The 24,906-nt window shown below is 39.4% G+C and carries 26 protein-coding genes; 24 read left to right on the forward strand and 2 right to left on the reverse strand.

Translation table 11 applies throughout. The features are described 5' to 3' along the window. Positions 1 to 10: 10 nt before the first annotated feature. The 11 genes from hepT (at position 11) to IEX29_RS09320 (ending at position 11,215) form a co-directional block, all read left to right on the forward strand. Complete coding sequence (gene hepT, locus IEX29_RS09270) at positions 11 to 982, forward strand: heptaprenyl diphosphate synthase component II (protein ID WP_188734194.1); 972 nt, start codon at positions 11 to 13, stop codon at positions 980 to 982. Between the two features lie 95 nt (positions 983 to 1,077). Further along, positions 1,078 to 1,524 carry a nucleoside-diphosphate kinase gene (ndk, locus tag IEX29_RS09275; protein WP_188734195.1) on the forward strand — a complete coding sequence of 149 codons (447 nt, stop codon included), beginning with the start codon at positions 1,078 to 1,080 and terminating at the stop codon, positions 1,522 to 1,524. Between the two features lie 70 nt (positions 1,525 to 1,594). Next, positions 1,595 to 2,368 carry a CheR family methyltransferase gene (locus IEX29_RS09280; RefSeq protein WP_373290667.1) on the forward strand — a complete coding sequence of 258 codons (774 nt, stop codon included), beginning with the start codon at positions 1,595 to 1,597 and terminating at the stop codon, positions 2,366 to 2,368. 187 nt (positions 2,369 to 2,555) lie between these two features. Continuing rightward, on the forward strand, positions 2,556 to 3,725 hold the full coding sequence (gene aroC / locus IEX29_RS09285) for a chorismate synthase (protein WP_188734196.1): 1,170 nt from the start codon (positions 2,556 to 2,558) through the stop codon (positions 3,723 to 3,725). Then, positions 3,726 to 4,802 carry a 3-dehydroquinate synthase gene (aroB, locus tag IEX29_RS09290; RefSeq protein WP_188734197.1) on the forward strand — a complete coding sequence of 359 codons (1,077 nt, stop codon included), beginning with the start codon at positions 3,726 to 3,728 and terminating at the stop codon, positions 4,800 to 4,802. Next, positions 4,799 to 5,173: a chorismate mutase gene (gene aroH, locus IEX29_RS09295; protein WP_188734198.1), complete on the forward strand. Its 375-nt coding sequence runs from the start codon at positions 4,799 to 4,801 to the stop codon at positions 5,171 to 5,173. The genes aroB and aroH overlap by 4 nt, the downstream gene beginning before the upstream one ends. Positions 5,174 to 5,176: 3 nt before the next feature. Beyond that, positions 5,177 to 6,271 (forward strand): histidinol-phosphate transaminase, encoded by a 1,095-nt coding sequence (hisC, locus tag IEX29_RS09300; RefSeq protein ID WP_188734199.1) that lies wholly within the window; start codon positions 5,177 to 5,179, stop codon positions 6,269 to 6,271. 13 nt (positions 6,272 to 6,284) lie between these two features. Further along, on the forward strand, positions 6,285 to 7,388 hold the full coding sequence (locus IEX29_RS09305) for a prephenate dehydrogenase (RefSeq protein ID WP_188734200.1): 1,104 nt from the start codon (positions 6,285 to 6,287) through the stop codon (positions 7,386 to 7,388). A 19-nt stretch (positions 7,389 to 7,407) separates the two neighbouring features. Continuing rightward, positions 7,408 to 8,697: a 3-phosphoshikimate 1-carboxyvinyltransferase gene (aroA, locus tag IEX29_RS09310; protein ID WP_188734201.1), complete on the forward strand. Its 1,290-nt coding sequence runs from the start codon at positions 7,408 to 7,410 to the stop codon at positions 8,695 to 8,697. 676 nt (positions 8,698 to 9,373) lie between these two features. Then, positions 9,374 to 10,633, forward strand: coding sequence for a tetratricopeptide repeat protein (locus IEX29_RS09315; protein WP_188734202.1), 1,260 nt, complete (start codon positions 9,374 to 9,376; stop codon positions 10,631 to 10,633). A 33-nt stretch (positions 10,634 to 10,666) separates the two neighbouring features. Continuing rightward, complete coding sequence (locus IEX29_RS09320) at positions 10,667 to 11,215, forward strand: ReoY family proteolytic degradation factor (protein WP_077603025.1); 549 nt, start codon at positions 10,667 to 10,669, stop codon at positions 11,213 to 11,215. Positions 11,216 to 11,388: 173 nt separating this feature from the next. Here the strand turns inward: IEX29_RS09320 and IEX29_RS09325 are convergent, their stop codons facing one another. Then, on the reverse strand, positions 11,389 to 12,423 hold the full coding sequence (locus tag IEX29_RS09325; protein ID WP_188734203.1) for a hypothetical protein: 1,035 nt from the start codon (positions 12,421 to 12,423) through the stop codon (positions 11,389 to 11,391). Positions 12,424 to 12,813: 390 nt separating this feature from the next. On the opposite strand from IEX29_RS09325, the gene IEX29_RS09330 reads away from it, so the two are divergent. The 7 genes from IEX29_RS09330 (at position 12,814) to IEX29_RS09360 (ending at position 17,889) form a co-directional block, all read left to right on the forward strand. Beyond that, positions 12,814 to 13,272 (forward strand): DUF2487 family protein, encoded by a 459-nt coding sequence (locus tag IEX29_RS09330; protein ID WP_188734204.1) that lies wholly within the window; start codon positions 12,814 to 12,816, stop codon positions 13,270 to 13,272. Between the two features lie 863 nt (positions 13,273 to 14,135). Continuing rightward, positions 14,136 to 14,648, forward strand: a complete 513-nt coding sequence (locus tag IEX29_RS09335) for a QcrA and Rieske domain-containing protein (RefSeq protein ID WP_077603022.1) — start codon at positions 14,136 to 14,138, stop codon at positions 14,646 to 14,648. 5 nt (positions 14,649 to 14,653) lie between these two features. Further along, positions 14,654 to 15,328, forward strand: a complete 675-nt coding sequence (gene qcrB / locus IEX29_RS09340; RefSeq protein ID WP_077603021.1) for a menaquinol-cytochrome c reductase cytochrome b subunit — start codon at positions 14,654 to 14,656, stop codon at positions 15,326 to 15,328. A gap of 15 nt (positions 15,329 to 15,343) precedes the next feature. After that, positions 15,344 to 16,120, forward strand: a complete 777-nt coding sequence (locus IEX29_RS09345; protein ID WP_188734205.1) for a menaquinol-cytochrome c reductase cytochrome b/c subunit — start codon at positions 15,344 to 15,346, stop codon at positions 16,118 to 16,120. A 95-nt stretch (positions 16,121 to 16,215) separates the two neighbouring features. Further along, the gene (lhaT, locus tag IEX29_RS09350) at positions 16,216 to 16,803 is read left to right on the forward strand and encodes a lipoprotein heptaprenylglyceryl N-acetyltransferase LhaT (protein ID WP_188734206.1); all 588 of its coding nucleotides are present in this window, start codon (positions 16,216 to 16,218) and stop codon (positions 16,801 to 16,803) included. 101 nt (positions 16,804 to 16,904) lie between these two features. Further along, positions 16,905 to 17,159, forward strand: a complete 255-nt coding sequence (locus IEX29_RS09355) for a sporulation protein YpjB (RefSeq protein WP_188734207.1) — start codon at positions 16,905 to 16,907, stop codon at positions 17,157 to 17,159. Between the two features lie 55 nt (positions 17,160 to 17,214). Continuing rightward, positions 17,215 to 17,889, forward strand: coding sequence for a zinc metallopeptidase (locus IEX29_RS09360; RefSeq protein WP_077603017.1), 675 nt, complete (start codon positions 17,215 to 17,217; stop codon positions 17,887 to 17,889). A gap of 1,062 nt (positions 17,890 to 18,951) precedes the next feature. On the opposite strand, the gene IEX29_RS09365 is transcribed toward IEX29_RS09360, so the two are convergent. After that, positions 18,952 to 19,818, reverse strand: coding sequence for a YitT family protein (locus IEX29_RS09365; RefSeq protein WP_229720152.1), 867 nt, complete (start codon positions 19,816 to 19,818; stop codon positions 18,952 to 18,954). A 153-nt stretch (positions 19,819 to 19,971) separates the two neighbouring features. On the opposite strand from IEX29_RS09365, the gene IEX29_RS09370 reads away from it, so the two are divergent. From IEX29_RS09370 to IEX29_RS09395, 6 genes are read left to right on the forward strand one after another with little or no spacing between them, the layout of a single operon-like run. Continuing rightward, positions 19,972 to 20,388, forward strand: a complete 417-nt coding sequence (locus IEX29_RS09370; RefSeq protein ID WP_373290661.1) for a nucleotide pyrophosphohydrolase — start codon at positions 19,972 to 19,974, stop codon at positions 20,386 to 20,388. Further along, entirely contained in the window at positions 20,378 to 21,175 is a 798-nt protein-coding gene (gene dapB / locus IEX29_RS09375; RefSeq protein ID WP_188734209.1) for a 4-hydroxy-tetrahydrodipicolinate reductase, read from the forward strand. Before IEX29_RS09370 ends, dapB begins: the two co-directional genes overlap by 11 nt. Positions 21,176 to 21,204: 29 nt before the next feature. Further along, positions 21,205 to 21,615: a methylglyoxal synthase gene (mgsA, locus tag IEX29_RS09380; RefSeq protein ID WP_188734210.1), complete on the forward strand. Its 411-nt coding sequence runs from the start codon at positions 21,205 to 21,207 to the stop codon at positions 21,613 to 21,615. Beyond that, positions 21,612 to 22,748 (forward strand): N-acetyl-alpha-D-glucosaminyl L-malate synthase BshA, encoded by a 1,137-nt coding sequence (gene bshA / locus IEX29_RS09385; protein ID WP_188734211.1) that lies wholly within the window; start codon positions 21,612 to 21,614, stop codon positions 22,746 to 22,748. The genes mgsA and bshA overlap by 4 nt, the downstream gene beginning before the upstream one ends. Before the next feature lie 6 nt (positions 22,749 to 22,754). After that, a complete protein-coding gene (locus IEX29_RS09390) occupies positions 22,755 to 23,942 on the forward strand; it encodes a CCA tRNA nucleotidyltransferase (RefSeq protein WP_188734212.1) in 1,188 nt (395 codons plus the stop codon). Next, the gene (locus tag IEX29_RS09395; protein ID WP_188734213.1) at positions 23,918 to 24,898 is read left to right on the forward strand and encodes a biotin--[acetyl-CoA-carboxylase] ligase; all 981 of its coding nucleotides are present in this window, start codon (positions 23,918 to 23,920) and stop codon (positions 24,896 to 24,898) included. The genes IEX29_RS09390 and IEX29_RS09395 overlap by 25 nt, the downstream gene beginning before the upstream one ends. Positions 24,899 to 24,906: the final 8 nt, after the last annotated feature.

Here is a 24,906-nt window from a genome sequence, read left to right on the forward strand (position 1 = left end):
GGTGACTTACATGAAACTACCAAAGATTTATGGCTTTTTAACGAAAGATATGGACACTATAGAAAAAACACTACAGAAGAGCATTCAGGCTGAACATCCCATACTTCGAGACGCTTCTACGGCATTATTAAAAGCAGGAGGGAAACGTATTCGTCCTGTTTTTGTTTTGCTTTCGTGCCATTTAGGCGATTATGATTTTGAGAAGGTACAAAAAGTTGCTGTGACATTAGAGCTTATTCACATGGCAACTCTTGTTCATGATGATGTCATTGACGAAGCAGAGCTCCGCCGCGGAAAACCGACAACGGCTTCCCAATATGGAAATCGAATTGCAATGTATACGGGAGATTTCATTCTTGCAAGGGCTTTGGAAGAGATAACAAAAATAAAAGATCCAAGAATACATGCTTTATTATCAAAAACGCTCATAGAGGTATCTGTTGGGGAGATTGAACAAATAGAATTCAAATACCAGTGGAATCAGAACTTCCGCGATTATCTTCGGCGAATAAAGAGAAAGACTGCTGTGTTAATTGCATGCAGCTGTAAATTAGGTGCATTAGTCGGCGGATTGAGTGATCAGGATGCTAATAAATTGTATCGTTATGGTTATAATGTAGGTATGTCCTATCAAATTATAGATGATATTCTTGATTTCACTTCCACTGCAAAAGAACTTGGCAAGCCTGCAGGAAATGATTTATTACAGGGTAATATTACACTTCCGGTTCTTTATGCCATGGACAATAAAGAATTAAGAGAACAATTCATGACATTGATAAACAGCAATCAGGACATTGACCCCAAAGCGATGCAAAAACTGATTGCTTCATTGAAAAATACGGATGCAATTAAGAAAAGCTATGCAGTAAGCGATCTGTATTTACAAAAGGCATTGAAATCTTTAGATGGTCTGCAAGCGTCCAGGGCAAAGAAAAGCTTACAGGATATTGCGACATTTATCGGAAAAAGGCGTTCCTAGCAAAAATAGATATTGTTATTTACCAGGTAATTTGTTACTATTTTAGAGGTTACATTTTTCACTTTTTATAATTACATAAGGATAGGGTGATTTTAATGGAGTCAACTTTTTTAATGGTGAAACCAGATGGCGTGCAGCGCAACTTAATTGGAGATATTGTTGCACGATTTGAGCAAAAGGGGTTTAAATTAGTCGGAGCTAAATTAATGACAATATCTGCCGATTTAGCTGAAACACACTATAGTGAGCATAAGGAGCGCCCATTCTTTGGGGAACTGGTTGAATTCATTACTTCCGGACCAGTATTTGCCATGGTATGGGAAGGTGAAAATGTCGTAGCTTCAGCCCGTACGATGATGGGGAAAACAAATCCATCTGAAGCACTTCCAGGTACAATCCGGGGAGATTATGGTATTAGTGTCGGAAAGAACATTATTCATGGTTCTGACTCCCTGGAAAGCGCTTCAAGAGAAATTGGGCTCTTTTTTGATGAGAAGGAATTGAATTCTTATGAAAAACAAACTGAAGCTTGGATCTATTAAAGTGAAAGCGTTGCCGAAAACCCCCGTTAAAAGCGGGGGTTTTTGTGTAAGAGCAGAGGAGGATAATCAATTGAAAGATGACTATGATTTGATGAAACAAAAAGTGCATCAATCACTTAAGCTGAATTTAAGCTTATATAAAGAAGCACAGATGAAACGCCGGATTACAACATTAAGAGATAAACATAAATTTACAAGCTATGTGGATTATTTTGCAGCTTGCCGGAAGGATGCTGAATTGCTGGAGGAATTCACAGAAAAATTAACGATTAATGTCTCTGAATTTTACAGGAATCCTAACCGCTGGGATGTTTTACAGAAAAAAATAATTCCTGAACTAACAAAAAATAAAAGAAAGATATCCATATGGAGCGCAGCGTGCTCAACAGGCGAAGAGCCTTATAGTCTTGCAATGATGTTAGAAGAGTATTTCCCGGCCTTAAACTATCAGATCCGTGCTACAGACTTTGATCAGGCTGTCTTAACGGCGGCAAAGCAGGGAAATTATCAGGAGCGCTCATTAAAAGAATTACCAGCTGCATTAAAAAAGAAATATTTCACATCGCAGGGCACCATATTCCAGGTCAGTCCGTCTTTAAGAAAGCATATCCGTTTTGAACGCCATAATTTATTAGAAGATTCTTATCCGAAAGATGTCGATTTAATCGTCTGCAGAAATGTATTAATCTATTTTACGGATGAAGCTAAGAATACTATATTCCAAAATTTTAATAAGGCATTAGCCCAAGATGGCTGCTTGTTTGTCGGCAGCACAGAACAGATATTTAATGCAGAACGCTATGGCTTTTATCTGGAAGACAGCTTTTTTTATCGAAAACAATAAATTTACACTACCCGAAATACACGATTATATGATATAGTAATTAGAAAACTTTCAACTATTTAAATGGGTAAAGTATATTCGATATTATCAAAAAAATATGACATGTTATTTTAGTAAAAAAGTTTTGATGTCAACAGGCTATACTTACTCAATTTTAATAGCTTCATAAGGTAAAGGAGAATGTGTAGTGCGTTACTTAACAGCTGGAGAGTCACATGGAAAACAATTAACGACAATTATTGAGGGTCTGCCTTCACAGATGGAATTAAAAGCCGAAGATATTAATGAAAGTCTGCGCAGAAGACAAGGCGGGCACGGCAGAGGGAAGAGAATGCAAATAGAAAAGGATACAGTGGATATTACGAGCGGCGTACGACATGGATATACACTTGGATCTCCTGTTTCTCTTGTTATACATAATGATGATTTTAAGCATTGGACCGATATTATGGGGGAAGCTCCTTTAGAAGAAGGATCCAAGCTGCGCAGAGTGGTCACAAAACCCCGTCCAGGGCATGCTGATTTAAATGGCGGTCTTAAATACGGTCATCGGGATATGCGAAATGTTTTAGAGCGTTCCTCAGCAAGAGAAACCGGCGCAAGAGTTGCAGCAGGTGCAGTGGCTAAATCTCTTTTAGAACAGTTAGGAATTTATGTGACCGGATATGTAAAAGAAATTGCCGGAATCCGTGCAGAAGAAAAAAACAATTTAACTGCGAAAGAACGTGCCAAAATTTCCGGGAATTCTCCAGTAATGGTATTAGACTCAAATGTGGAACAGCCGATGATTGAAGCAATTGATGAAGCAAAAAGTATTGGTGATTCTATCGGCGGCGTCTGTGAGGTTTTTGTAGAAGGACTGCCGGCCGGAATCGGTTCATATGTCCATTATGATAGAAAGCTGGATAGCAAGATTGCAGCAAGCGTAATCAGCATCAATGCCTTTAAAGGGGTAGAATTTGGAATTGGATTTGAAGCGGCCCGTTTAAATGGCAGTGAGGTACATGACGAAATTGCCTGGAATGAAGAAAAGGGATACTACCGAACAACGAATCGTCTGGGTGGTTTTGAAGGCGGAATGACGACCGGAATGCCAATCGTTGTCCGCGGTGTCATGAAACCTATTCCTACCTTGATGAAGCGTCCGCTGCAAAGTGTCGATATAGAAACAAAGGAACCTTTCAAAGCAACTGTAGAAAGATCCGATGCCTGTGCAGTTCCTGCTGCTTCTGTAGTTATGGAGCATGTTGTCGCTTTTGAAGTTGCAAAAGCCATTACTGAGCAATTTTCAAGTGATCGTTTTCCGCAGTTAAAACAGGCAATTGATCAATACAGAGAAGAAATCAGGTGCTTCTAAATGAAACAGCTGACGATCCAGTCCAGCCAGCGTAACTATCCCATTGTGATGGAAGCTGGATTAAGGTTTCATGTAAAAAAGTGGTTAAACAAGAAATACAGCTCAATTTTGATTATAACGGACGATCAGATAGCTGATAAATACCTGCAGGATGTTGCAGGAAGTCTGGATAATGAACAGATTTATTCCTGCATTGTCCCTTCCGGCGAAGCTTCTAAAAGTATAGAGCAATATTATAAATTACAGACCAAGGCAATCGGGAGCGGTTTAGACCGTAAATCGCTCATCATTGCCTTAGGCGGTGGTGTAATAGGTGATCTGGGAGGATTTGTTGCAGCGACCTTTATGCGCGGGATCGATTATATTCAAATGCCGACAACTATTTTAGCACATGACAGCAGTGTCGGGGGAAAAGTAGCCATTAATCATGAATCAGGAAAAAACCTGATTGGCTGTTTTTATCCTCCCGCAGCTGTTTTATATGATACGGAAACACTGGAATCTTTACCTTATCGTGAAGTCCGGAGCGGTTATGCTGAAATTCTCAAAGAAGGGCTTATTTCAGATAATCGTCTGTCAGAAGAATTATTGGCTTTTTCTTTAAAGCAGCTCTCCTCTGACCAATTGGAAAATCATTTAGAGGCTGGTATAAAAGTAAAAGCGAATATTGTGGAAGAAGATGAAAAAGAGTCCGGAGTCCGTAAATATTTGAATCTTGGCCATACGCTTGGACATGCGTTGGAGGCTACACTTGGCTATGGAAAGATAACACATGGAGAAGCTGTAGCAAACGGTATGTTATTTGCGCTTCATGTAAGTGAAGATGTGAAGGGTGTGGAGCTTCCTTTTAATAAGCTGTACAATTGGATGAAAATAAATGAGTATCCTATTGTCGACATAGAAGAAGAGCGTATTGCCAAGCTTATTAAAAGTATGAAGTCGGATAAAAAGTCAGTATCAGGCCACATTCAAATGGTGTTATTAAATAAAGTCGGTGAGCCGGCTGTCGAAAACTTAGATGATTCCTCTGTGGAGGCTTATATCAGAACATATATAGAGAGGATGAAGAAGCTATGACAAGAGGCGTGCGGGGTGCTACAACCGTAGAAAATAATGAAGCCGGTGAAATCATTGAGCATACCAGAACTTTAGTACTGGAAATGGCAGAGAAGAATAATATTAAACCGGAAGATGTGTCCCATGCTTTTATTTCGGTAACAAAAGATATAGATGCAGCATTTCCGGCAAAAGCATTACGTGAAATTAACGGCTGGAAATATGTTCCGGTAATGTGTATGCAGGAAATAGCTGTTCCCGGCAGCCTGCCCAAATGTATTCGAATTATGATGGTTGTTAATACGGATAAACAGCAGGCAGAGGTGGAGCATACTTTTCAGAGGGAAGCGGTAAAGCTTCGTCCGGACCTTTTAGAAAGAAAGGATAGTTAAGCAATGAAAAGTAAAGAAGTATTAAAACAGCTCAGTCCATATAAACAAGGGAAGCAGACAAAGGATATTCAGGAAGAATTTGGACTTGATTATATTGTTAAATTAGCTTCTAATGAGAACCCTTATGGTTTTTCAGATAAAGTGAAGGAATTATTTCTGACAAATGAACCTGCATTTAATATTTATCCGGATGGTTATACATCCGAACTTCGCCATTTGATCAGTGAAAAATTAAATGTGAGACCGGAATCGCTTATTTTCGGGAGCGGTTCGGAAGAAATTATTCAGATGCTGTGCCGTTCTTATCTTACTGTAGGTGATCAGGTTATCATGGCAACTCCTACATTTCCGCAGTATAAGCATTATGCTTTGATTGAGGGTGCGGAGATTATTGAGCATCCGGTTAATGGAGATGGCAGTCACCCGCTTGATAAGATGCTTGGTTCTGTACAGGATAATACAAAAATTATCTGGATCTGTACACCGAATAACCCAACAGGTACTGCACTTGCTAAAGAAGAACTGGAAAGATTTTTAAGCAAATGTCCTTCAGATGTTTTAGTTGTTTTAGACGAAGCATATTTTGAATTTTTACAGCCTGAAAAGGATATAAACGCTCTGGAATTGTTGAAGAAATATCCGAATCTGATTGTTTTACGTACATTTTCAAAAGCATACGGCCTGGCGGGTCTCAGAATCGGTTATGGGATAGCGGATCCCTTGATTGTGGAAACATTAGATAAAGTCCGCGGTCCGTTTAATACAACATCTGCAGCACAGCAGGCAGCGGTTATTGCTTTTTCTGATCAGGATTTTATTCAGCATACGTATCAGGAAAACAAAAAAGTATTAAAGCAGTTTCAAGCTTTCCTGAATTCCATCGGCTGGGACTATTATGAATCAGAAGCAAATTTTCTGCTTGTGAAAACTCCAAAAAGCGGAATGGATGCATTTGATTATTTAATCAAAAACGGTTTTATTGTACGCCCCGGAGAACTATTGGGGATTCCTAATACTATTCGTGTCACAATCGGAAAAGCAGAAGATATGAAGGTAATGGAGAACGTTTTAAGAGAATATCAAGAACAATTAAATTAGGTAAGGTGAACATATGGAAAAGCAACAGGTATTAATAGCTGGACTCGGCCTTATTGGCGGGTCCATTGCTAAAGCAATCAAAAAAGAGTCCGAACATTACATAATCGGTTTTGATATAAGCGAAAATACGCTTCAATTTGCTTTGAATCAAGGTATTATTGATGAATCCTCCACAAATTTAGATGAGGCGGCATTGAAAGCGGATATTATTATTATTTCGGCACCGATTTCCGAGACAATACAGCTTATCTCCCAGCTTGACAGCCTGCCGTTCACGAAGGAGGTTATTGTCTCAGATACAGCATCCGTAAAAGGTTCTGTGCTTATTGCCGCTAATGATTTAACAAATAAATCGATTCGCTTTATAGGCGGACATCCGATGGCGGGCTCCCACAAGAAAGGGATTGAAGCAGCAAAAGCACATTTATTTGAGAATGCTATCTATGTCCTGTCCCCGCTTGATAATGCTACGGAGAAAAATGTAGGTACATTGAGAGAGGTTTTATCTGCAACGAAAAGCAATTTTGTTGTGTTGCAATCGGACGAGCACGATGAGATGACCGGAGTTATTTCACACTTTCCCCACCTGATTGCATCGTCCCTCGTCCATCAGGCGAGAAAATGGGAGAAAAAACATTCCTTTCTTCCCAAGCTTGCAGCAGGCGGGTTCCGGGATATTACCCGGATTGCCTCCAGTAACCCTGTTATGTGGCAGGATATTTTCTATCATAATCAATCAAAAATGTCCGCTATGCTTGCCGATTGGATTATTGAGATGGAGCACTTAAAAAAACTGCTTGAAGATAATGAAAGAGAAGAAGTCATTACCTACTTAAATAGTGCCAAAAATTACAGAGATGGTTTAAATGAAGGCGATCGCGGTGCAATACCTGCATTTTATGATGTATATGTTGATATTCCAGATCAGCCCGGTGCTATCGCTGAGGTGGCACTTATTTTGGCGAATGCGTCATTAAGTATTAAAAACATCGAAATTTTGGAAGTCCGGGAAGGGATTACAGGTGCACTGCGCTTAAGCTTCTACACAAAAGAAGCTCAGGTTGCAGGTCAAAAGGTATTAAAACAGCGCGGATTTGAAACAATGATTCAATCTTAATAACAAGGAGGGGAAGACAGTGTCACGAGTTCAATTTGAATATACTTCACCAAGACTGGAAGGAGAAGTTATCGTCCCTGGAGATAAGTCGATATCACATCGCTCCATCATTTTTGGCAGTATTTCACACGGGATTACAAAAGTAACGAACTTCCTTGATGGGGAGGATTGTCTCAGAACCATTGATGCCTTTCGGGAAATGGGCGTCCAGATTGAAAAAGAAGGAAATTCTGTACTGGTTCATGGAAACGGTCTGGAAGGACTTAAAAAACCGGCAAAAGCATTGGATTTCGGGAATTCAGGTACAACAACGAGGTTAATGCTTGGCCTTTTGTCTGGTCTGCCGTTTGAAACAAATATATTTGGGGATGCATCCCTTACAAAGCGGCCGATGGACCGGGTTACTGCCCCATTAAGAGAAATGGGAGCAGTGATTGAAGGAGAAGAAGGAGGAAAATATCTTCCGATCACAGTTCATGGCGGTGTATTAAAAGGAATTACCTATCGTCTCCCTGTGAAGAGCGCTCAAGTGAAATCTGCTGTTTTATTAGCTGGATTGCTTGCCGAAGGAGAAACTGTTGTACAAGAGGATACCGAAACAAGAAATCACACTGAGGTTATGCTTCAAGCCTTTGGAGCTGATTTAAAGCAAAATGAAGAAGGCATTATCATTACAAATAAAGGGGATTTGCAAGCGTGTGATGTTGAAGTACCCGGCGATATTTCATCTGCCGCTTTCTTCTTAGTCGCAGGGGCTATCGTACCGGGAAGTACTATTACATTAAAAAATGTTGGTTTAAATGAGTCCCGCACTGGTATTTTAGATGTATTAGAGCAAATGGGAGCAGCAATCACTATTTCCAACGAACGTATCACAGGCGGCGAGAAAATTGGTGATTTGACGATTCAGCATACACCGTTAAAAGGTACGGCAATCGAAGGGGATGTTATTCCGCGCCTTATTGATGAAATTCCGATACTTGCATTGCTGGCTACACAGGCAGAGGGAAAAACAGTGATTAAGGATGCCGAGGAACTAAAGGTAAAAGAAACAGACCGTATTGAAGCAGTCTGCCAAAACCTGCAGGCACTTGGAGCCAATATTACCCCAACCGAGGATGGCATGGTAATTGAGGGACCGACAAAGCTGACAGGCGGCTCTATTTCATCTTATATGGATCACCGGATTGCGATGATGGGAGTTATTTCCGCTCTTATATCCGAAGGGCCGGTAGAAATGGACGAAAAAGACAGCATTAATATATCCTATCCGACATTTTTCGATAATCTGGAAGAAATTTTGCAGTGAAAATAAGTAGTATTATTATTTCTTAACTCACTTTCGCACCTGAGAATAAGCATTTGTACCTTCCTATTTCAAGATGAACATGTTCTTTATTATCCCGCTTGCATTTTGTCATCTTTTTATTGAAATGGAGATTGTGTATAGCGCCTTCAACCAACCACTCCGCTTTCCATGGGGACGGCTTCAGCTAACTTGAAAAGAAACCCGCTTTTCAAGTGGATCTTCAGCTCGCCCTGGGATGCACAAATGTTTTCGATGGGGCGAGTAATCGCAAAAGCTCTTCGGTGGGACGAGTAACCGCAGTCCCAGGACGTGCAAGTGCAGGCGTTGTGACAACGCTTTTCGATGGGGTGAGTAATCTTAGGCCCCAGGAGTCACGGGTTTAGCCTGCGAACCACTTAGGAGTCTACGTGGTTGGTCTGCGCTCAATTAGGCTTCTACAACGAAAGAAAGAAATCATATCCTGATGGAGTTGGATAAAATAATCGCTTTTGCTTGATGAAAAGATCATTTTAATGTTTCAAATGGTTGTTTAGGCAATTTAAATGAAAACAGTTTATATCTTTCATTACATATATATTATTTTTGGCTACAGTTCTTGATATTTGAACTGTAGCTGTCTTTTTTGTATGATAAGTTGGAAGCACAAGAAACACAAAAGAGAGAGGGGTTCTTTTAGATGAACACCATTCAAGAAGCAATAGAATTAGCTGAAAAAAATGAAACAGAAAAAGCGTTGGCATTATTAAGTGACTATCAAAAAAATGCTGATGACGATTCCTTGTTTCAAATAGCTGAACTTTACCTGCAATGGGGATTTTTGATCGAGTCAAGAACCATTCTCGAACAATTAATTGAAAAATATCCTGAAGAAACAGCGTTAAAGCTTACACTATCTGATATTTTTATCGAATCAGAAGAAGATGAGCTGGCGATTACGATATTAAATGAAATTCCAGAAGGTGATGAGGGCTATGTGCAAGCCTTAATCCAACTGGCTGATTTGTATCAGGCTCAAGGGTTATTTGAAGTTTCCGAGCAAAAGCTGCTGGAAGCAAAGCATATTGATCCCCAAGAGCATGTTATAGATTTTGCCCTGGGAGAGTTATTCTTCTCTATCGGCGAGTATATAAAGGCAATTAATTACTATGAGCGTGTCTATGCGAAAACAAAAGAAATAGGGCATATTTCTATTGAAGACCGGTTAGGGGAAGCCTATGCTGCTGCCGGTGAATATGAAAAAGCACTTGAATTCTACAAAGAGGAAGAAGAGCCGGACCCTGATAAACTGTTCAGGCATGGGATCACTGCATATCAGGCTGCCCGTGATGACATTGCTATGAAAGCATGGGAGCACGTATTGGAAATTGATCAGGACTATTATGCTGCTTATACACAGCTGGCTAACGTGTATAAAGAACAGGGTATGCTTGAGGAGGCTTATAAGACTGTCCAGCAAGGTTTAGAAAGAGACTCCTATCAAAAAGAACTCTTTTTCTTAGCTGCAGATATCGCGCATCAATTAGGAAAAAATGATGAAAGTGAAGAGCATGTAAGACAAGCAATTGCGTTGGAACCGGATTATAAAGAAGCAGTATTATTTTTAATTGAATTACTAAAAGAAAAAGAAGCATTTGATGGGATTATTGAATTGATTCACAGTATTAAAAACACTGGCGCAGAGGATGCTCTCTATGATTGGGAGCTCGCTAAAGCAAATGTGGAAATAGAATCGTTTGATGAGGCATTAAATAGTTACCAGCAAGCATATACTAGTTTACAACACGACAGTGACTTTTTAAAAGAGTATGGCTATTTCCTGACAGAAGAAGGAAGAATACAAGAAGCCATTCCAATCCTGAAAGCTTATCTTGACCAGCAGCCTATTGATGAGGATGTGCGTGAGCATGTAGAACGCTTAGAACAGGATTTAATGTAACGGAATAACCTGCTTCAGAGAGGGGAGAGTGGAATGCTATCGTCTGTAACTGCAAAAGACAAGAAAAAATTCATCCAGTGGTTTTTAAATCATTATCGCTTGAAAAAAAGAGAAAGCGTGTGGATACTTAATTATTTAGTGAATCATATGGATATTTTAGAACACGTGCATTTTGTAAGAGATGTGAAGTATTGTCCAAGAGGAGTAATGATTTCAAGTCGTTGTTCAGACAAAATCCCGTTTCGTTTTTACAAAAATCACCTGGTAACTACAGATGCTGAGAAAACCTTTCATGATATCCGTTTGAACAAACAGGAATCTTTATTTATCCAGCTGAATTTCCACCAGGCAAATCAAAGCGCCTATTATGCTGCTGTACTGGAAGAAAATCCATTCTTGCCGGACGATTATTATGTGACAAAGGATGATAAACAGACAACTGTTGATTTACTGGACCGACTTTTGGTCAATCAGAAACAGGAACAGCTGCGTGAGGAGATTGACCTGGCTCTGGATGCTGGAAATCAAACGAAATTTTTGGAGTTAACAAAGGAATTGGAAAAACTGATGAATAAATCATAAGCTTTTATAATGGAAGCTTACCGCTGATTGATAAAATTACAACCGTTAAGTAAAACAATTGTAGATGTAATAGAAAAGGGAGAGAAAGTTCTATATTCGATAAAAAAGCAGTCATTAATTGGCTGCTTTTGTTTTTCAAAAATGTAAGGGAGGCTCTTAACCCAGGAACGCTCTTATTGAATCTGTCGCTCGATCAAATTGTTGATTTCTTTCTGTTCTTGTTTAGTATAGGAAAACTGTTGCTCCAAAGCTTCCATGTATTCTCCAGCTTTTTTTAACTCGATAACGCTTTCTTTCATATAAGATTTGTAATGGGCATTTACTTTGTTGATTTCGTCAGTAAATTTTTCATCTGTCCCGGGGGTAACGGTCTCTTTATATAAATCAATTATTTCTTCCCCTTCTCTAGTTGGGAAAAATTCATGGGGATCAGTACTGTCAAACATACAAAAATCCAGAGCTGGAACTAATACCATATCAATACTATTGGGATCGAAACTACAATGATGAATTTCCGTATCAAAACCATATTCAATACAAGTATTTGCTACTTTTTTCATAAATGTTGACTTGCCGGTTCCGGCACGCCCTTTTATATAAAAAACACGTGAAAGTTTTTCGGTAATATGTGGGACGACATTGACAGGGCCATCCACGGTTGTAGTGCCAAAAAAGCGATGGTATTCGTGACCATCTCGATTTTTCTTCGATTGCCCATGTAAGACGCTTTGAATAAACGAATCGGCAATTGCATCGGCTTTTTTAAAATCCATTTCTCTAATATAGATATCTTCCAGGCCATCATGTATGCGCAAACCTGTTTGCAAATGTTTATGTGCATTTTCTGTGTGGTGGATGAATTTTTCCTCCAGCTCAGCATTTTTAACTGGGGTGTCTTGTGTGTATTGGCTCAAATCCAGTTCAGTTATCTCACTCATATCATTTGGAACAATGGAATGATTTAAAACAGCGAGGCCCTTTTCACGAACAACAACACCATCTAAATAGCGATCACCTAATGCACTTTTTAACACTTCTACTTCACAGGTAGATTCATATTTCGTGATTATATCTTTTAAAATTTTGGTTTTTACCGTTTGGGAAGGGTGGTTTAAACTAATGATTTGCTGTAGATGATTTATATTAGTAGGCAGTAAATTCATAAATCCTTCCGCTGTATTTGCCGTTACATAATAATAATTTCTCAAAGAGACACTTCCTTTTTGATTTAAAATTTTTGTTTGGTGAAGGACCTTTATTTAATTAATTTATGCCCATTTCTTATTTTAGTGAATGTATCATGCAACAATAATAGCAAACTCAGAAAAAAATACGACAAATTCAAAAGCCCCAAGAACGTAACTCCTGTAGTCTATGTAAAAAATGGTGAGGTGATTACCATAGAGCCTCCTTCAATATCTGGGGGCAATCTCTAAGATCTTAAATGGGCGTTTTGCACTTTTCATTCAAAGCTATGCGAATTTCAAATCCTTTCTAAAAACAATATATGAGTTCAGATTTAGTTCTTTCAGGGAAGATAAAAAATTGTTACAATATAGGAAAGTATTTGAAGAGGTCATGTAAAGGGAGGACTATTTATGAAATGGACAAGTGTTGACTTGCAGAAATACAATCAGGCAAAGGAGTACATAGATACAGTAATTGTACCGTTAGCACCTTTCCAAATCGGTGCTTTGGAAGCTTCCGCAAAAAATGCAGATCAGTATGATATTTTAACGCTTTTTGCAAGAGAGCTGGAAAAAGAACTGATGGGCAGAATAATGCTGGCACCGACTTATACATATATAGTTACAGCAGAGAAATCCGAAGAAGTAAAGAGATTAAACAGCTGGACAGATCATTTTAAAAAACAGCCTTTTAAACAAGTGCTCTATATCAGCTTTGATCCATCCTGGCGAAAAATAGCTAATGATTTAGAAGGTGAATTTATCTGGCTGCCGACTGCTTCTTTAAAGGGTGCCGAACCGGCTGCAGTGAAAGGAATAATAAGAGACCAGACTATGCAGACTGTAGAATTGATTAAATCATTTTGGTAAATCATCCTTCTATATGAAATGCAGATTGTGTATAGCGCCGCTCCGACCAACCACTCCGCTTTCCATGGGGACGGCTTCAGCTAACTTGAAAAGAAACCCGCTTTTCAAGTGGATCTTCAGCTCGCCCTGTTCCCATAGGAGTCTACGTGGTTGGCCTGCGCTCAGTTAGGCTTCTACAGCGAATGAAAGAAATCATAGCCTGATGGAGTTGAATGAAATAATCGTTTTTTGTTTGATGAATAGATTATTTTAGCGTTGCAAATGGTTGATTTGGCAATTTAAAAGATGACACATCATGGGATAGTAAAAATAGCTTTAACAGAAAGTAATCGTGATGGGACATTTTTATATGTACCACTAAAAAGATGCGTTCTTCACTGATCTAATTTTTATTTGCTCAGTTGTATTAAACAGTATAGAGCCCCATTCTAGCGGAGGCGGACCGTTTTGACTCCTGAGGGATTAGCACCATCTGAAGATCCACTTTTGCCAAGTGCTCTTCTTGGCAAAAGTTAGCTGAAGAGCGTGCCCCTAGGAAAGCAAAACGGTCCGCCGCAGCGGTGGCCTTACATGACACCTTCTTTCCAGCTAGAGTTTATGCTTTGTCAAGAGATAGATGGAAGGAACGATCAACACTTGTCCCTATGATAAGCAAGTTATTTTTAAGGTGCGAAAGTTGAGTTAGAAAATGAAGCTTCGGGAGTATTCATGACGAAATTATCATCATTATCAAAACATTTGTCGTTAACCATTGGATATATATTGACCGAACCAATAGTTTACGCTATCATTATTATTGTCCTAGTAATCTGATTTATTTTTAGTAATGTCCGTGACTATTTGAAAAAAGAGGGGGGAAAAAAATGAGTGATGAAAAACGGCAAGTATCCCGTAGACAGTTTTTGAATTATACGCTTACGGGTGTAGGCGGCTTTATGGCTGCCGGTTTGCTAATATCGCCTGTCCGGATGGCAATCGATCCTGTTTTGAAGCATGATGAAGGCGGTGACTTTGCAAATGCCGGTATAGCAATTGATGATATCACTGCTGATCCGCAGCGCATTGACTGGACCATTGATCAGGTTGATGGATGGTACGAGTCAGAAGTAACTCGCTCTGCCTGGGTATATCGAAATGATGATGATGAAATTGTAGCCTTTTCCCCAATTTGTAAACATTTAGGCTGTGTTGTTTCATGGGAAGGAAATGACGACTATCCAGATCAATATTATTGTCCTTGTCATGACGGCCGTTACTACAAGAATGGAGTAAATGTTCCTGGAACGCCGCCATTGCAACCGCTTGATGTTTATGAACAGGAAGAAAGGGATGGCATGTTATTCCTGGGTAAAATCCAACCACATGAGGAGGCGTAAAAACAATGTTACAAAAGATTTATGATTGGATCGATGATCGCATTGATATTACGCCGATTTGGCGGGATATTGCCGATCATGAGGTTCCTGAGCACGTTAATCCGGCACACCATTTTTCAGCATTTGTATACTGTTTTGGCGGATTAACATTCTTTGTTGTAGTAATCCAAATTCTTTCTGGTATGTTTCTGACAATGTACTATGTACCAGATATTGAAAACGCCTGGCAGTCTGTATACTATTTACAGACAGAGGTAGCACATGCACAAATTGTACGCGGTATGCATCACTGGGGCGCAAGTGTCGTTATCGTAATGCTATTATTACATACTTTACGGGTATTTTTCCAAGGGGCATATAAGAAACCTCGTGAGCTTAACTGGATGGTAGGAGTTCTTATCTTCTTTGTTATGCTGGGCCTTGGTTTTACAGGTTATCTGCTTCCATGGGACAACAAAGCATACTTTGCAACTCAGGTTGGTTTAGAAATTGCTGAACAGGTGCCATTTATCGGAGAAGCATTGAAAACGCTTCTGGCCGGAGATGCTACCATTGTTGGTGCACAAACTCTGACAAGATTCTTTGCAATCCATGTCTTCTTCTTACCAGGAGCATTGTTTGCGTTATTGGCAGTTCACTTTATCTTAATCCGTAGACAAGGTATTTCCGGACCACTATAAAAAGGAGGGCAACTAATGCATAAGGGTAAAGGTATGAAATTCGTTGGCGATTCCCGGATCTCAGCGGAAAAAACATCAAAAATACCAAAAGATTATTCTGAATATCCTGGTAGAACAGAAGCGTTTTGGCCTAACTTTTTATTAAAAGAATGGTTGGCTGGGGCAGTTTTCCTTGTCGGATTTTTATGCCTTGTGCTGGCTCATCCATCTCCGCTTGAAGGAATGGCTGATCCCACAGATGCGGCATATATCCCTCTACCAGACTGGTATTTCTTGTTCTTGTATGAACTATTGAAGTATCAATTTGCAAGTGGAAATTGGATAATTCTTGGAATTCTTGTTATTCCGGGAATTGCATTTGGATCGTTAATACTTGCTCCATTTTTGGACAATGGTCCAGGACGCCGTCCGCGTCAACGTCCGGTTGCAGTCGGTATGATGCTTTTAGCACTGGTTTCCTGCATTTGGCTGACATACACTTCTGCAGAGCATGTTGACTGGGAAACACGTGCTGAACAAAATAAACCGATTCCTCCAGGTGAATCGGTTGTTGACCAGGATCATCCTGGTTATGCAGCCTATGAAAACAGCTGTTTAAGCTGTCATGGCGGGGAATTAGAAGGTGGAGCCGGTCCTACATTAATAGGAACAGAGCACACAAAAGAAGAAATAATGGACATTGCTGTAAACGGTACTGGTGCTATGCCTGCTGATCAGTTCCAGGGAACTGATGAAGAACTGGAACAATTAGCAGACTTTATCATCGAAACCAATGAAGCAGCAGCAGAGTAAGTAAGAATAAACAGAAGCACCTTTGACCACAATAAGGCAAAGGTGCTTTCTCTATACTTTTGAATAATTATGAAGGAAAATCTGAGGAGATAAACATGTTACCATACATATTGCAAGATAAAAAATTTCTGATTATACTTTTCATTATTAATTTCCTGGGCACCATTTATGGATATTACTGGTATGGCTGGCAGCTGGAAATAACCCCGCCGATATTTATTCCGTTTGTACCGGATAGCCCGACAGCCAGCCTGTTCTTTACTATTTTTTTATTGTTTTTTATATTTGGTAAAAGCGTTCCGTACATTGAGGCATTGGGAATTGTTTCTTTATTTAAATATGGTATTTGGGCCGTCGTTATGAACTTATTAACATTAGTTGTTGCCGGAGATATCGGCGCGGCAGGTTATATGCTGATTGCCTCACATTTAGGCATGGCGATCCAAGGCTTACTCTACGCACCGTATTATAAAATAAAATTGCGGCATTTAACGGTTGCGGGTATTGTTGTGTTACATAATGATATTATTGACTATGTCTTTAAACAAATGCCTATTTATGGGGATTTAACAAAATATATGAATGAAATTGGTTACTTTACATTCTGGTTAAGTGTAGTATCTATTCTTCTTGCTTATTACTTAACGATTTATAGAAAGAATCAAAATATAAATAACCATTAATTATGCTGAAATTTCTTCCTTCACAAAGAAGCTGACCGTCATACCCATTCACCTCTGGACATAAACTTAAACTATACACTAAAAGATCAGAGGTGATCTCTATGGGTGAGAAACTGCTTCGTGTGATGACAATCGGAATCCTAGGGATGTTTTGCCATGTTAATGTTATTCATGCAGCCTCGATTTCGTCAATGGATATATACCAAAATAGTTTAGTGCCATCTCCATTTATTTTAGGAGTTATTATTGTAGGCGGTTGCATAATTATTACATTATCTTATGTAAGTTGGAAAAAATACAAAGGAGAGCAGGTAGGTAATAAGTCGGTTCGTAAAAACGACAAATCAGTTGACTAAAACTAAAATACTGACTAAAATTGACCTTAAGATACAGTAATGGGGGAATTGAGAAATGGTCGCTTATTTGATTTATTTTATTTTACTAATGATTGTACCAATGATTGCATCAGGCAAAGTAAAAAGCACGTATACGAAGTACTCAAAAAAACAAACATCTTCGGGCATGACCGGTGCGGATGTAGCCAGAAAAATTTTGGATGACAATGGTTTACATGATGTACAGATTGGAATGGTAAAAGGGGAATTAACAGACCATTATGATCCTCGTAAAAAGCAAGTGAACCTTTCTGAAAACAATTATCGTGGAAGATCAATGGCATCATCGGCAGTTGCTGCTCATGAAGTTGGCCATGCGATTCAGGATCAGGAAGATTATGCCTTCTTACGTTTCAGAACGGCCTTAGTTCCAGTAGCAAACTTCGGATCCAACATTTCCATGTTCTTAATTATTGCAGGTATAATTATGAGTTCAACAAATATGCTGCTTTTTGGAATTATCTTCTTCGCCGCTGCAGTACTTTTCCAACTGGTTACACTCCCAGTTGAATTTGATGCTTCAAACAGGGCGATGACACAGCTGGTTTCTACCGGAATTATCCGTAATGATGAAGAACGGGAAACGAAAAAAGTATTAAACGCCGCCGCAATGACATACGTTGCTGCAGCATTAGTAGCCGTTGCAGAGCTTATCCGCTTTATTCTTATCTTTGCAGCTAATAGAGACTAATACTAAAAAGATGATTCAAATTGAGTCATCTTTTTTTCTTGGAAACTCAACTTTCGCACATTAAAAAGTAACTTCCTATCCACAGGAACAAGGGTTGATCATTTCTTCTATATATCTGTTGACAAATATAGAAGGTACAGTGTAAAGCGACCGCTACGGCGGACCGTTTTGCTTTCCTAGGGGCACGCTCTTCAGCTAACTTTTGCCAAGAAGAGCACTTGGCAAAAGTGGATCTTCAGATGGTGCTAATCCCTGTCCAGCTACAAGCGTCAAAAACTAGACAACTTCCCGACAGCGCCCTACGATAAGTCATCATCCGTTCGTAAACTCACGGTGATTCCTTTATCTCAGTTGCTTCGGTCCAGTTGTTACGTTTTTAACCGACGCTTTCCGCTTTCCCTTCAGGAGTCAAAACGGTCCGCCTCCGCTAGCAGGATATTCTATACTGAAATAATTGAACAAATAAAAGGCAGATCTGACAGAACGAATTTTCGTGTTGCATGGTAAAGGTAAACATGCTCGGCAATCCTTATTTTGGGTGCATGAAAGCTATTCTTGATATGAATTATTCATGTTGTCATGATTTGAACTGCTAAAAATCATTTGAAACATCAGCATGATTGCTTATTTAGGCTAAAAAACGATGATTTCATCTAACTTCATCAGGATATTATTTCTTCCATGCGCTGTAGAATCCTATTAGAGCGCAGGCCAACCACGTAGACTCCCATGGGAACAGGGCGAGCTGAAGATCCACTTGAAAAGCGGGTTTCTTTTCAAGTTAGCTGAAGCCGTCCCCATGGAAAGCGGAGTGGTTGGCCGGAGCGGAAGCTATACACAATAACCTGTTCAAAAAATAAAAAGATGAGTAGCAAGCATGATAATTGAAACCATGTACATCCTGGAACAGTAAGGTTTATATGTTTATTCTCAGATGCGAAAGTTGAGTTAGAAACAATTAAAATAATTCGGAAAGAGAATACCGGTTATGCATGCAGCAACAAAATTATTAGTGACATAATGAAAAGAGCTTAAGTGATGTCTTAAGCTCTTTTAACAGTTTTAATCATTTAACGGCTTTTTATTTTCGTCCAGTGTGAAGCCTTCTCCCATAACCTCGTGAACTGTCGTCAGAGAGACGAAGGCAGAAGGGTCTGTCTGGTTAATAATATTCTTCATACGTACAATTTCGTTTCGTGCTACCACACAATAAAGAACATTTCTTTTCTCCTTGGAGAAGCTCCCCTGGCCATTTAGAACAGTCACACCACGATCCATCTTCTTCATAATCTGATCCGCAATTTCTTCACTGTGATTGGAGATAATAAAAGCCCCTTTGGCAGCATATGCCCCTTCCTGGATAAAATCAATCACCCTTGCACCAATAAATACTGCTACCAGTGTATACATTCCTTGAGCCAAATTTAAAAAAGTAAAAATGGAAGTTAAAATTACCAGGAAGTCAAATGCAAACATAGCCCGTCCCATACTCCAGGAAGTGTATTTATTAATAATGCGGGCTATAATATCCACACCGCCTGTTGTACCGCCAAAGCGGAATATGATTCCTAATCCTACGCCGATAAATACCCCTGCAAATAAAGCAACCAGTGTCATATCATGCTCTAGTCCGATAGGGATTTGGTATATTTGAAAAACCCATAGAAAAAGGGAAACAGATAAGGTTCCAACCATCGTATAGATAAACGCATTCTTGCCTAGTATTTTCCAGCCAATAAAGAATACCGGGATATTAAGCACAATATTCGTTATCGCCGGATCCAAATTCCATAAGAAGAAAAGTAGCAGCGTAATCCCTGTAAAGCCCCCTTCTCCAAGGTTATGCTGCATATTAAAATGTACGAGACCAAAGGAAAATATGGCTGCTCCCAATAAAATAAATACGATATTTTTAACCCGAATGTTCAATTTGCGATTCCTCCTTATGTACAGATGGAAAGATACTCTGAAAATAAAGCTTAAAAAGTCTATTTAGTTCCAAGTATTTACAATCTGATTTCAACCAATATCTATTATAGACAATTTAAAATAAAGTAACAATCCACATACCGTACCAATTAGTTGTCAAAACCCTTGCTTTTAGCTAACATTAGAGAAGAGAAAAAAGATAAAGAGGTGTTGGAAATGGAGAATACCAGCCATACATTAAAAGATGTCCAAAAACGGGTTGATCAATACATATCTCAATTTAAAGAAGGATACTTTTCTCCGCTTGCATTAATGGCAAGAATATCTGAGGAAACAGGAGAATTGGCCAGAGAAATTAATCACTATCATGGCGAAAAACCGAAGAAAGCTACTGAAAAAGAAAATACAGTGGAAGAAGAAGTCGGCGATATGATTTTTGTATTAGCCTGTTTAGCTAATGCACTGGAATTCGATTTATCGGACTCCTTTGAGAAATCGATGCAAAAATTTGAAACAAGAGATAAAAACCGCTGGACAAGAAAAGAGGAGGATGATAGTCATGGCAATTAAAATTATTGTAGCAGGCCCAAGAGGCAGAATGGGTAAAGAAGCTGTTCAAATGATTTATGGAGTAAACGATTTTGAATTGACTGCCTGTTTAGATCATAAAAATGATGGAAAAAACTTAAGTGATTTAGAAGGGTTTCAGGATGATTTTAATGCACCGGTCTACACAGATATCGAAAAGTGCTTTACAGAGCAGCAGGCGGATGTATTTGTCGATTTAACGACACCTGAATTCGGCTATAAACATACGAAAGCGGCACTGAATCATGGAATTCGTCCGGTAGTGGGAACAACCGGATATACCAATGAACAATTAGAGGAATTGAAGCAATTGGCAAAAGATAAAAAAACCGGCTGTATCATTGCACCCAATTTTGCCATCGGCGCTGTTTTAATGATGAAATTTGCAAAAATGGCAGCTGCATACTTCCCGGATGTAGAAATTATTGAAAAGCATCATGATCAAAAGCTGGATGCTCCATCCGGCACTGCGAAGAAAACGGCAGAACTTATTCAGGAGGCCAGAAAATCGAAAAAACAAGGCCATCCAGATGAGGAAGAGACAATCCAGGGTGTTCGCGGGGGAGATTTCGACGGCATGCGGATTCACAGTATGCGGCTTCCAGGTCTGGTAGCACACCAGGAGGTTGTTTTTGGCGGTCCCGGTCAAACATTAACGATACAGCATGATTCTATGAATCGCGCATCCTTTATGGACGGCATTAAAGAATGCGTCTATCAGGTGATGGATTTAGATGAGCTTATCTATGGTTTAGAAAACGTCTTATAGAGAAACATGTATAGAGGGAGAGAAGCATCATGAATGTCGCTTTAATTGCACACGATAAGAAAAAAGAAGATATGGTACAGTTCACAACAGCTTATGCGCATGTATTGAAGGATCATCAATTATTTGCTACAGGAACAACAGGAAGCCGGATTATGGAAGCGACAGGACTTCCGGTTCATCGCTTCCAGTCGGGGCCGCTTGGCGGTGATCAGCAAATTGGCAGCATGATTGCTGAAAATAAAATGGATATGGTTATTTTCTTCCGCGATCCATTAACTGCACAGCCGCATGAACCGGATATCAGCGCTTTAATGCGTTTATGTGATGTTTATCAAATTCCTTTAGCGACAAATATTGCCGGAGGAGAAATCTTTATGCACGGATTAAACCGCGGCGATTTTCACTGGAGAGAAATTGTGAAGGAAGAAGGGGAACTGTGAAAAAAATAGGAATTACATGCTATCCGACGATTGGCGGTTCGGGGGTAATAGCAACAGAGCTGGGAAAGAAATTAGCGGAGCGGGGGCATGAAATACACTTCATTACCTCCAGCATGCCTTTTCGTTTAGAAAAAGTGTATGTCAATGTTTATTATCATCAGGTGGAGATAAGTCATTATCCGGTATTTCAATACCCGCCCTATGACTTAGCTTTAGCAGCGAAAATGGCAGAGGTGATTGACCGTGAGAAGCTCGATATCCTTCATGTCCATTATGCCATGCCACATGCCATTTGCGGCATTTTAGCGAGAGATATGGCAAAGCATCCAGTAAAAATTGTGACAACCCTGCATGGTACAGATATTACAATCCTGGGCATCGATAACACGTTAAAGCCCATTATCCGCCATGGTATTGAGCAATCTGATGCAGTTACTGCTGTTTCAGAAAGTCTCCGGAAGCAAACTGTTGAAATGCTGGATATAAAGAAAGAAATGGATGTTATTTATAACTTTATCAATGAAAATGAATATTATCCGAGGAAGGTAACGGAGCTGCGTAATGAATTTCAGATAAATGAATCTGATAAAATTATGATTCATATTTCTAATTTCCGAAAGGTGAAACGGGTACAGGATGTTATTGATACTTTTAAAATAGTCAATGAGAGCATCCCTTCCAAATTATTATTAATAGGCGACGGTCCCGAATTTTCGGATATGTCACTCCATGTTAATGAGTTAGGATTAGAGAAAGAAGTTCAATTTCTCGGGAAGCAAAATAATGTCAGTGATATTTTATCCATGGCTGATTTAATGCTGCTTATGTCTGAAAAAGAGAGCTTCGGGTTAGTATTATTAGAGGCGATGGCTTGTGGAGTACCTGGAATCGGTACTAATGTAGGAGGCATCCCGGAAGTATTGACTCATGATGAGACAGGATATATCGTCGAGCTTGGAGATGTTCAGCAGGCAGCGGATTATGCTGTACAATTACTGTCTAATACAGAAAAACAGGAACAGTTTTCTAAAGCAGCAATAGAGCATGTACGTGATTGTTTTGCGTCTGATAAAATCGTGAATCAATATGAAAACTTATACAACAGGGTTCTTGAAGAGGGAAAGAGGGACTAAAAAGTTATGCTACCATTAGTATTTCAAAAGGCGGCAGAAGTTATATCTATCATAGAAAAACATCAATACGAGGCATACTTTGTCGGCGGCTGTGTACGTGATTATATTATAGACCGTCCCATTCACGATGTAGATATTGCAACGTCTGCTACTCCTGCAGAAATTCAGGAAATCTTTCCAAAAGTAATTCCAGTGGGATTGGAGCATGGTACAGTTATCGTCAGACATCAGCAGGAATCCTTTGAAGTGACTACTTATCGGACAGATGGAACGTATACCGACCACCGCCGGCCGGATAAGGTTCAGTTTGTCCGGAATATCAAGGAGGATCTCAATCGCAGGGATTTTACCATGAATGCGATTGCTATGAATGCAAAGGGAGAAATTCTTGACCCTTTTGCAGGAAGAAAAGATATTTCCCAAAAAAGGATTCAAACTGTCGGGGAAGCTGCAGACCGTTTCAAAGAGGATGCTTTACGAATTATCCGCGCGCTGCGTTTTTCCAGCCAGTTAGGATTTTCTATTGAAAAAGCCACAAAAGAAGCTATGGAAAAATATAAAGCATTGATAGATAAGCTGGCGGTGGAACGATTAACCGTTGAATTAGAAAAGCTGTGTGCAGGTGTTTTTTATACAAAAGCAGTTGATTACATCTTTGAATTAGAGCTTTATCACTATTTGCCAATTTTTAAAGACGTACCATTGCTCTTAAAACAAATAGAGCCAGTTTCTTCTCTTGCGCCTGTTTTTGCATTTGTTGAGCTGAAGAGCTCCTCCATTTCTGCAGCAGATTGTGTGAAAGCTTATAAATGTTCGAATTATTTAAAACAACAGGCTAATATTCTTGTAAATGCCTATCACCGCTATAAGCAGCATGGAATAGACGCATGGTTTGTTTATCAGCTGCCTGAAGAGCAATGGGATTTTTTTGTATACTTAGTAAAACAGGCGGATAAAGAAATAATAAACATACAAACGCTCTGTACTATCAAAGGGCAGCTGCCTATTTTATCTAAAAAAGAACTGTGCTTGAATGGACATGATTTAATGCGATGGTTCCCGGAACGCACTAAAGGAAAATGGATAAAGGAACTATTAGATGAAGTAGAATATCAAATTGTTACCTCTAAGCTGGCGAATGAAAAATCGAAAGTAAAGGATTGGATACAATGGAATCAACCCGATCAAGATTGATAGAGCTTTTATCCGAAAATAAAGCTGGCTATATCTCCGGTCAAGCGCTCTCTGAGCAATTAGGAATTTCCCGGAATGCGATTTGGAAGCATATGAAGGATTTAGAAAGTGACGGTTATACGATTGACGCCATACGGAGCAAAGGATACCGGATCATTTCATTTCCGGATAAAGTCAGCAGTAACACGATACGCTGGGGACTGGAAACAAAATGGCTGGGACATCATATTATTCACAAAGATTCAACGCCATCAACACAATTAATTGGACATGAAGCAGCCCGTGAAAACGCTCCTGATGGTACAATAATAATTGCTGAAGAACAGACAGCCGGCAGAGGAAGAATGAAAAAGAACTGGTTTTCTGATAAAGAAGGGCTTTGGACGACAATTCTGCTCCGTCCGCCCATTCCTCCGAATAAAGCTTCAGAGCTGACGCTGTTAACTGCAGTAGCGTTAAGGGATGCATTAAATCAGTTGACAGATTTGTCTATTGGTATTAAATGGCCTAATGATTTATTAATTGGAGATAAGAAGCTCTGCGGCATTTTAACAGAAATGCAAGGAGAGCAGGACCGGATTAATTATGTTTTAATCGGCTTCGGTTTAAATGTGAATCAGGATGAGACAAGCTGGGATACATCCATTCGGAATATTGCAACCTCATTAAAAATAGAATCAGGGAAAGACTGGGAGAAGAAAGAAGTCATTCAAACAATATTAACGTATTTTGAAGATACATATGAAATGTATTTAAAGAATGGATTTGAAGGCATTAAATCCAAATGGGAAGAGAATGCTTTTAAAATAGGTGAAAATATTAAAATCAAAACATTTCATGATGAATGGACAGGACGTTTTTTAGGGATTTCAGACGAAGGAGCTTTAATCGCAGAAGCAGCTGATGGCAACCCTGTAACGCTTTACTCCGCAGAGATTTCATGGTTTGACAGATAGAAAAATCA

The sequence above is a fragment of the Oceanobacillus neutriphilus genome, assembly GCF_014645515.1.
Taxonomy (GTDB): Bacteria; Bacillota; Bacilli; order Bacillales; family Amphibacillaceae; genus Oceanobacillus; species Oceanobacillus neutriphilus.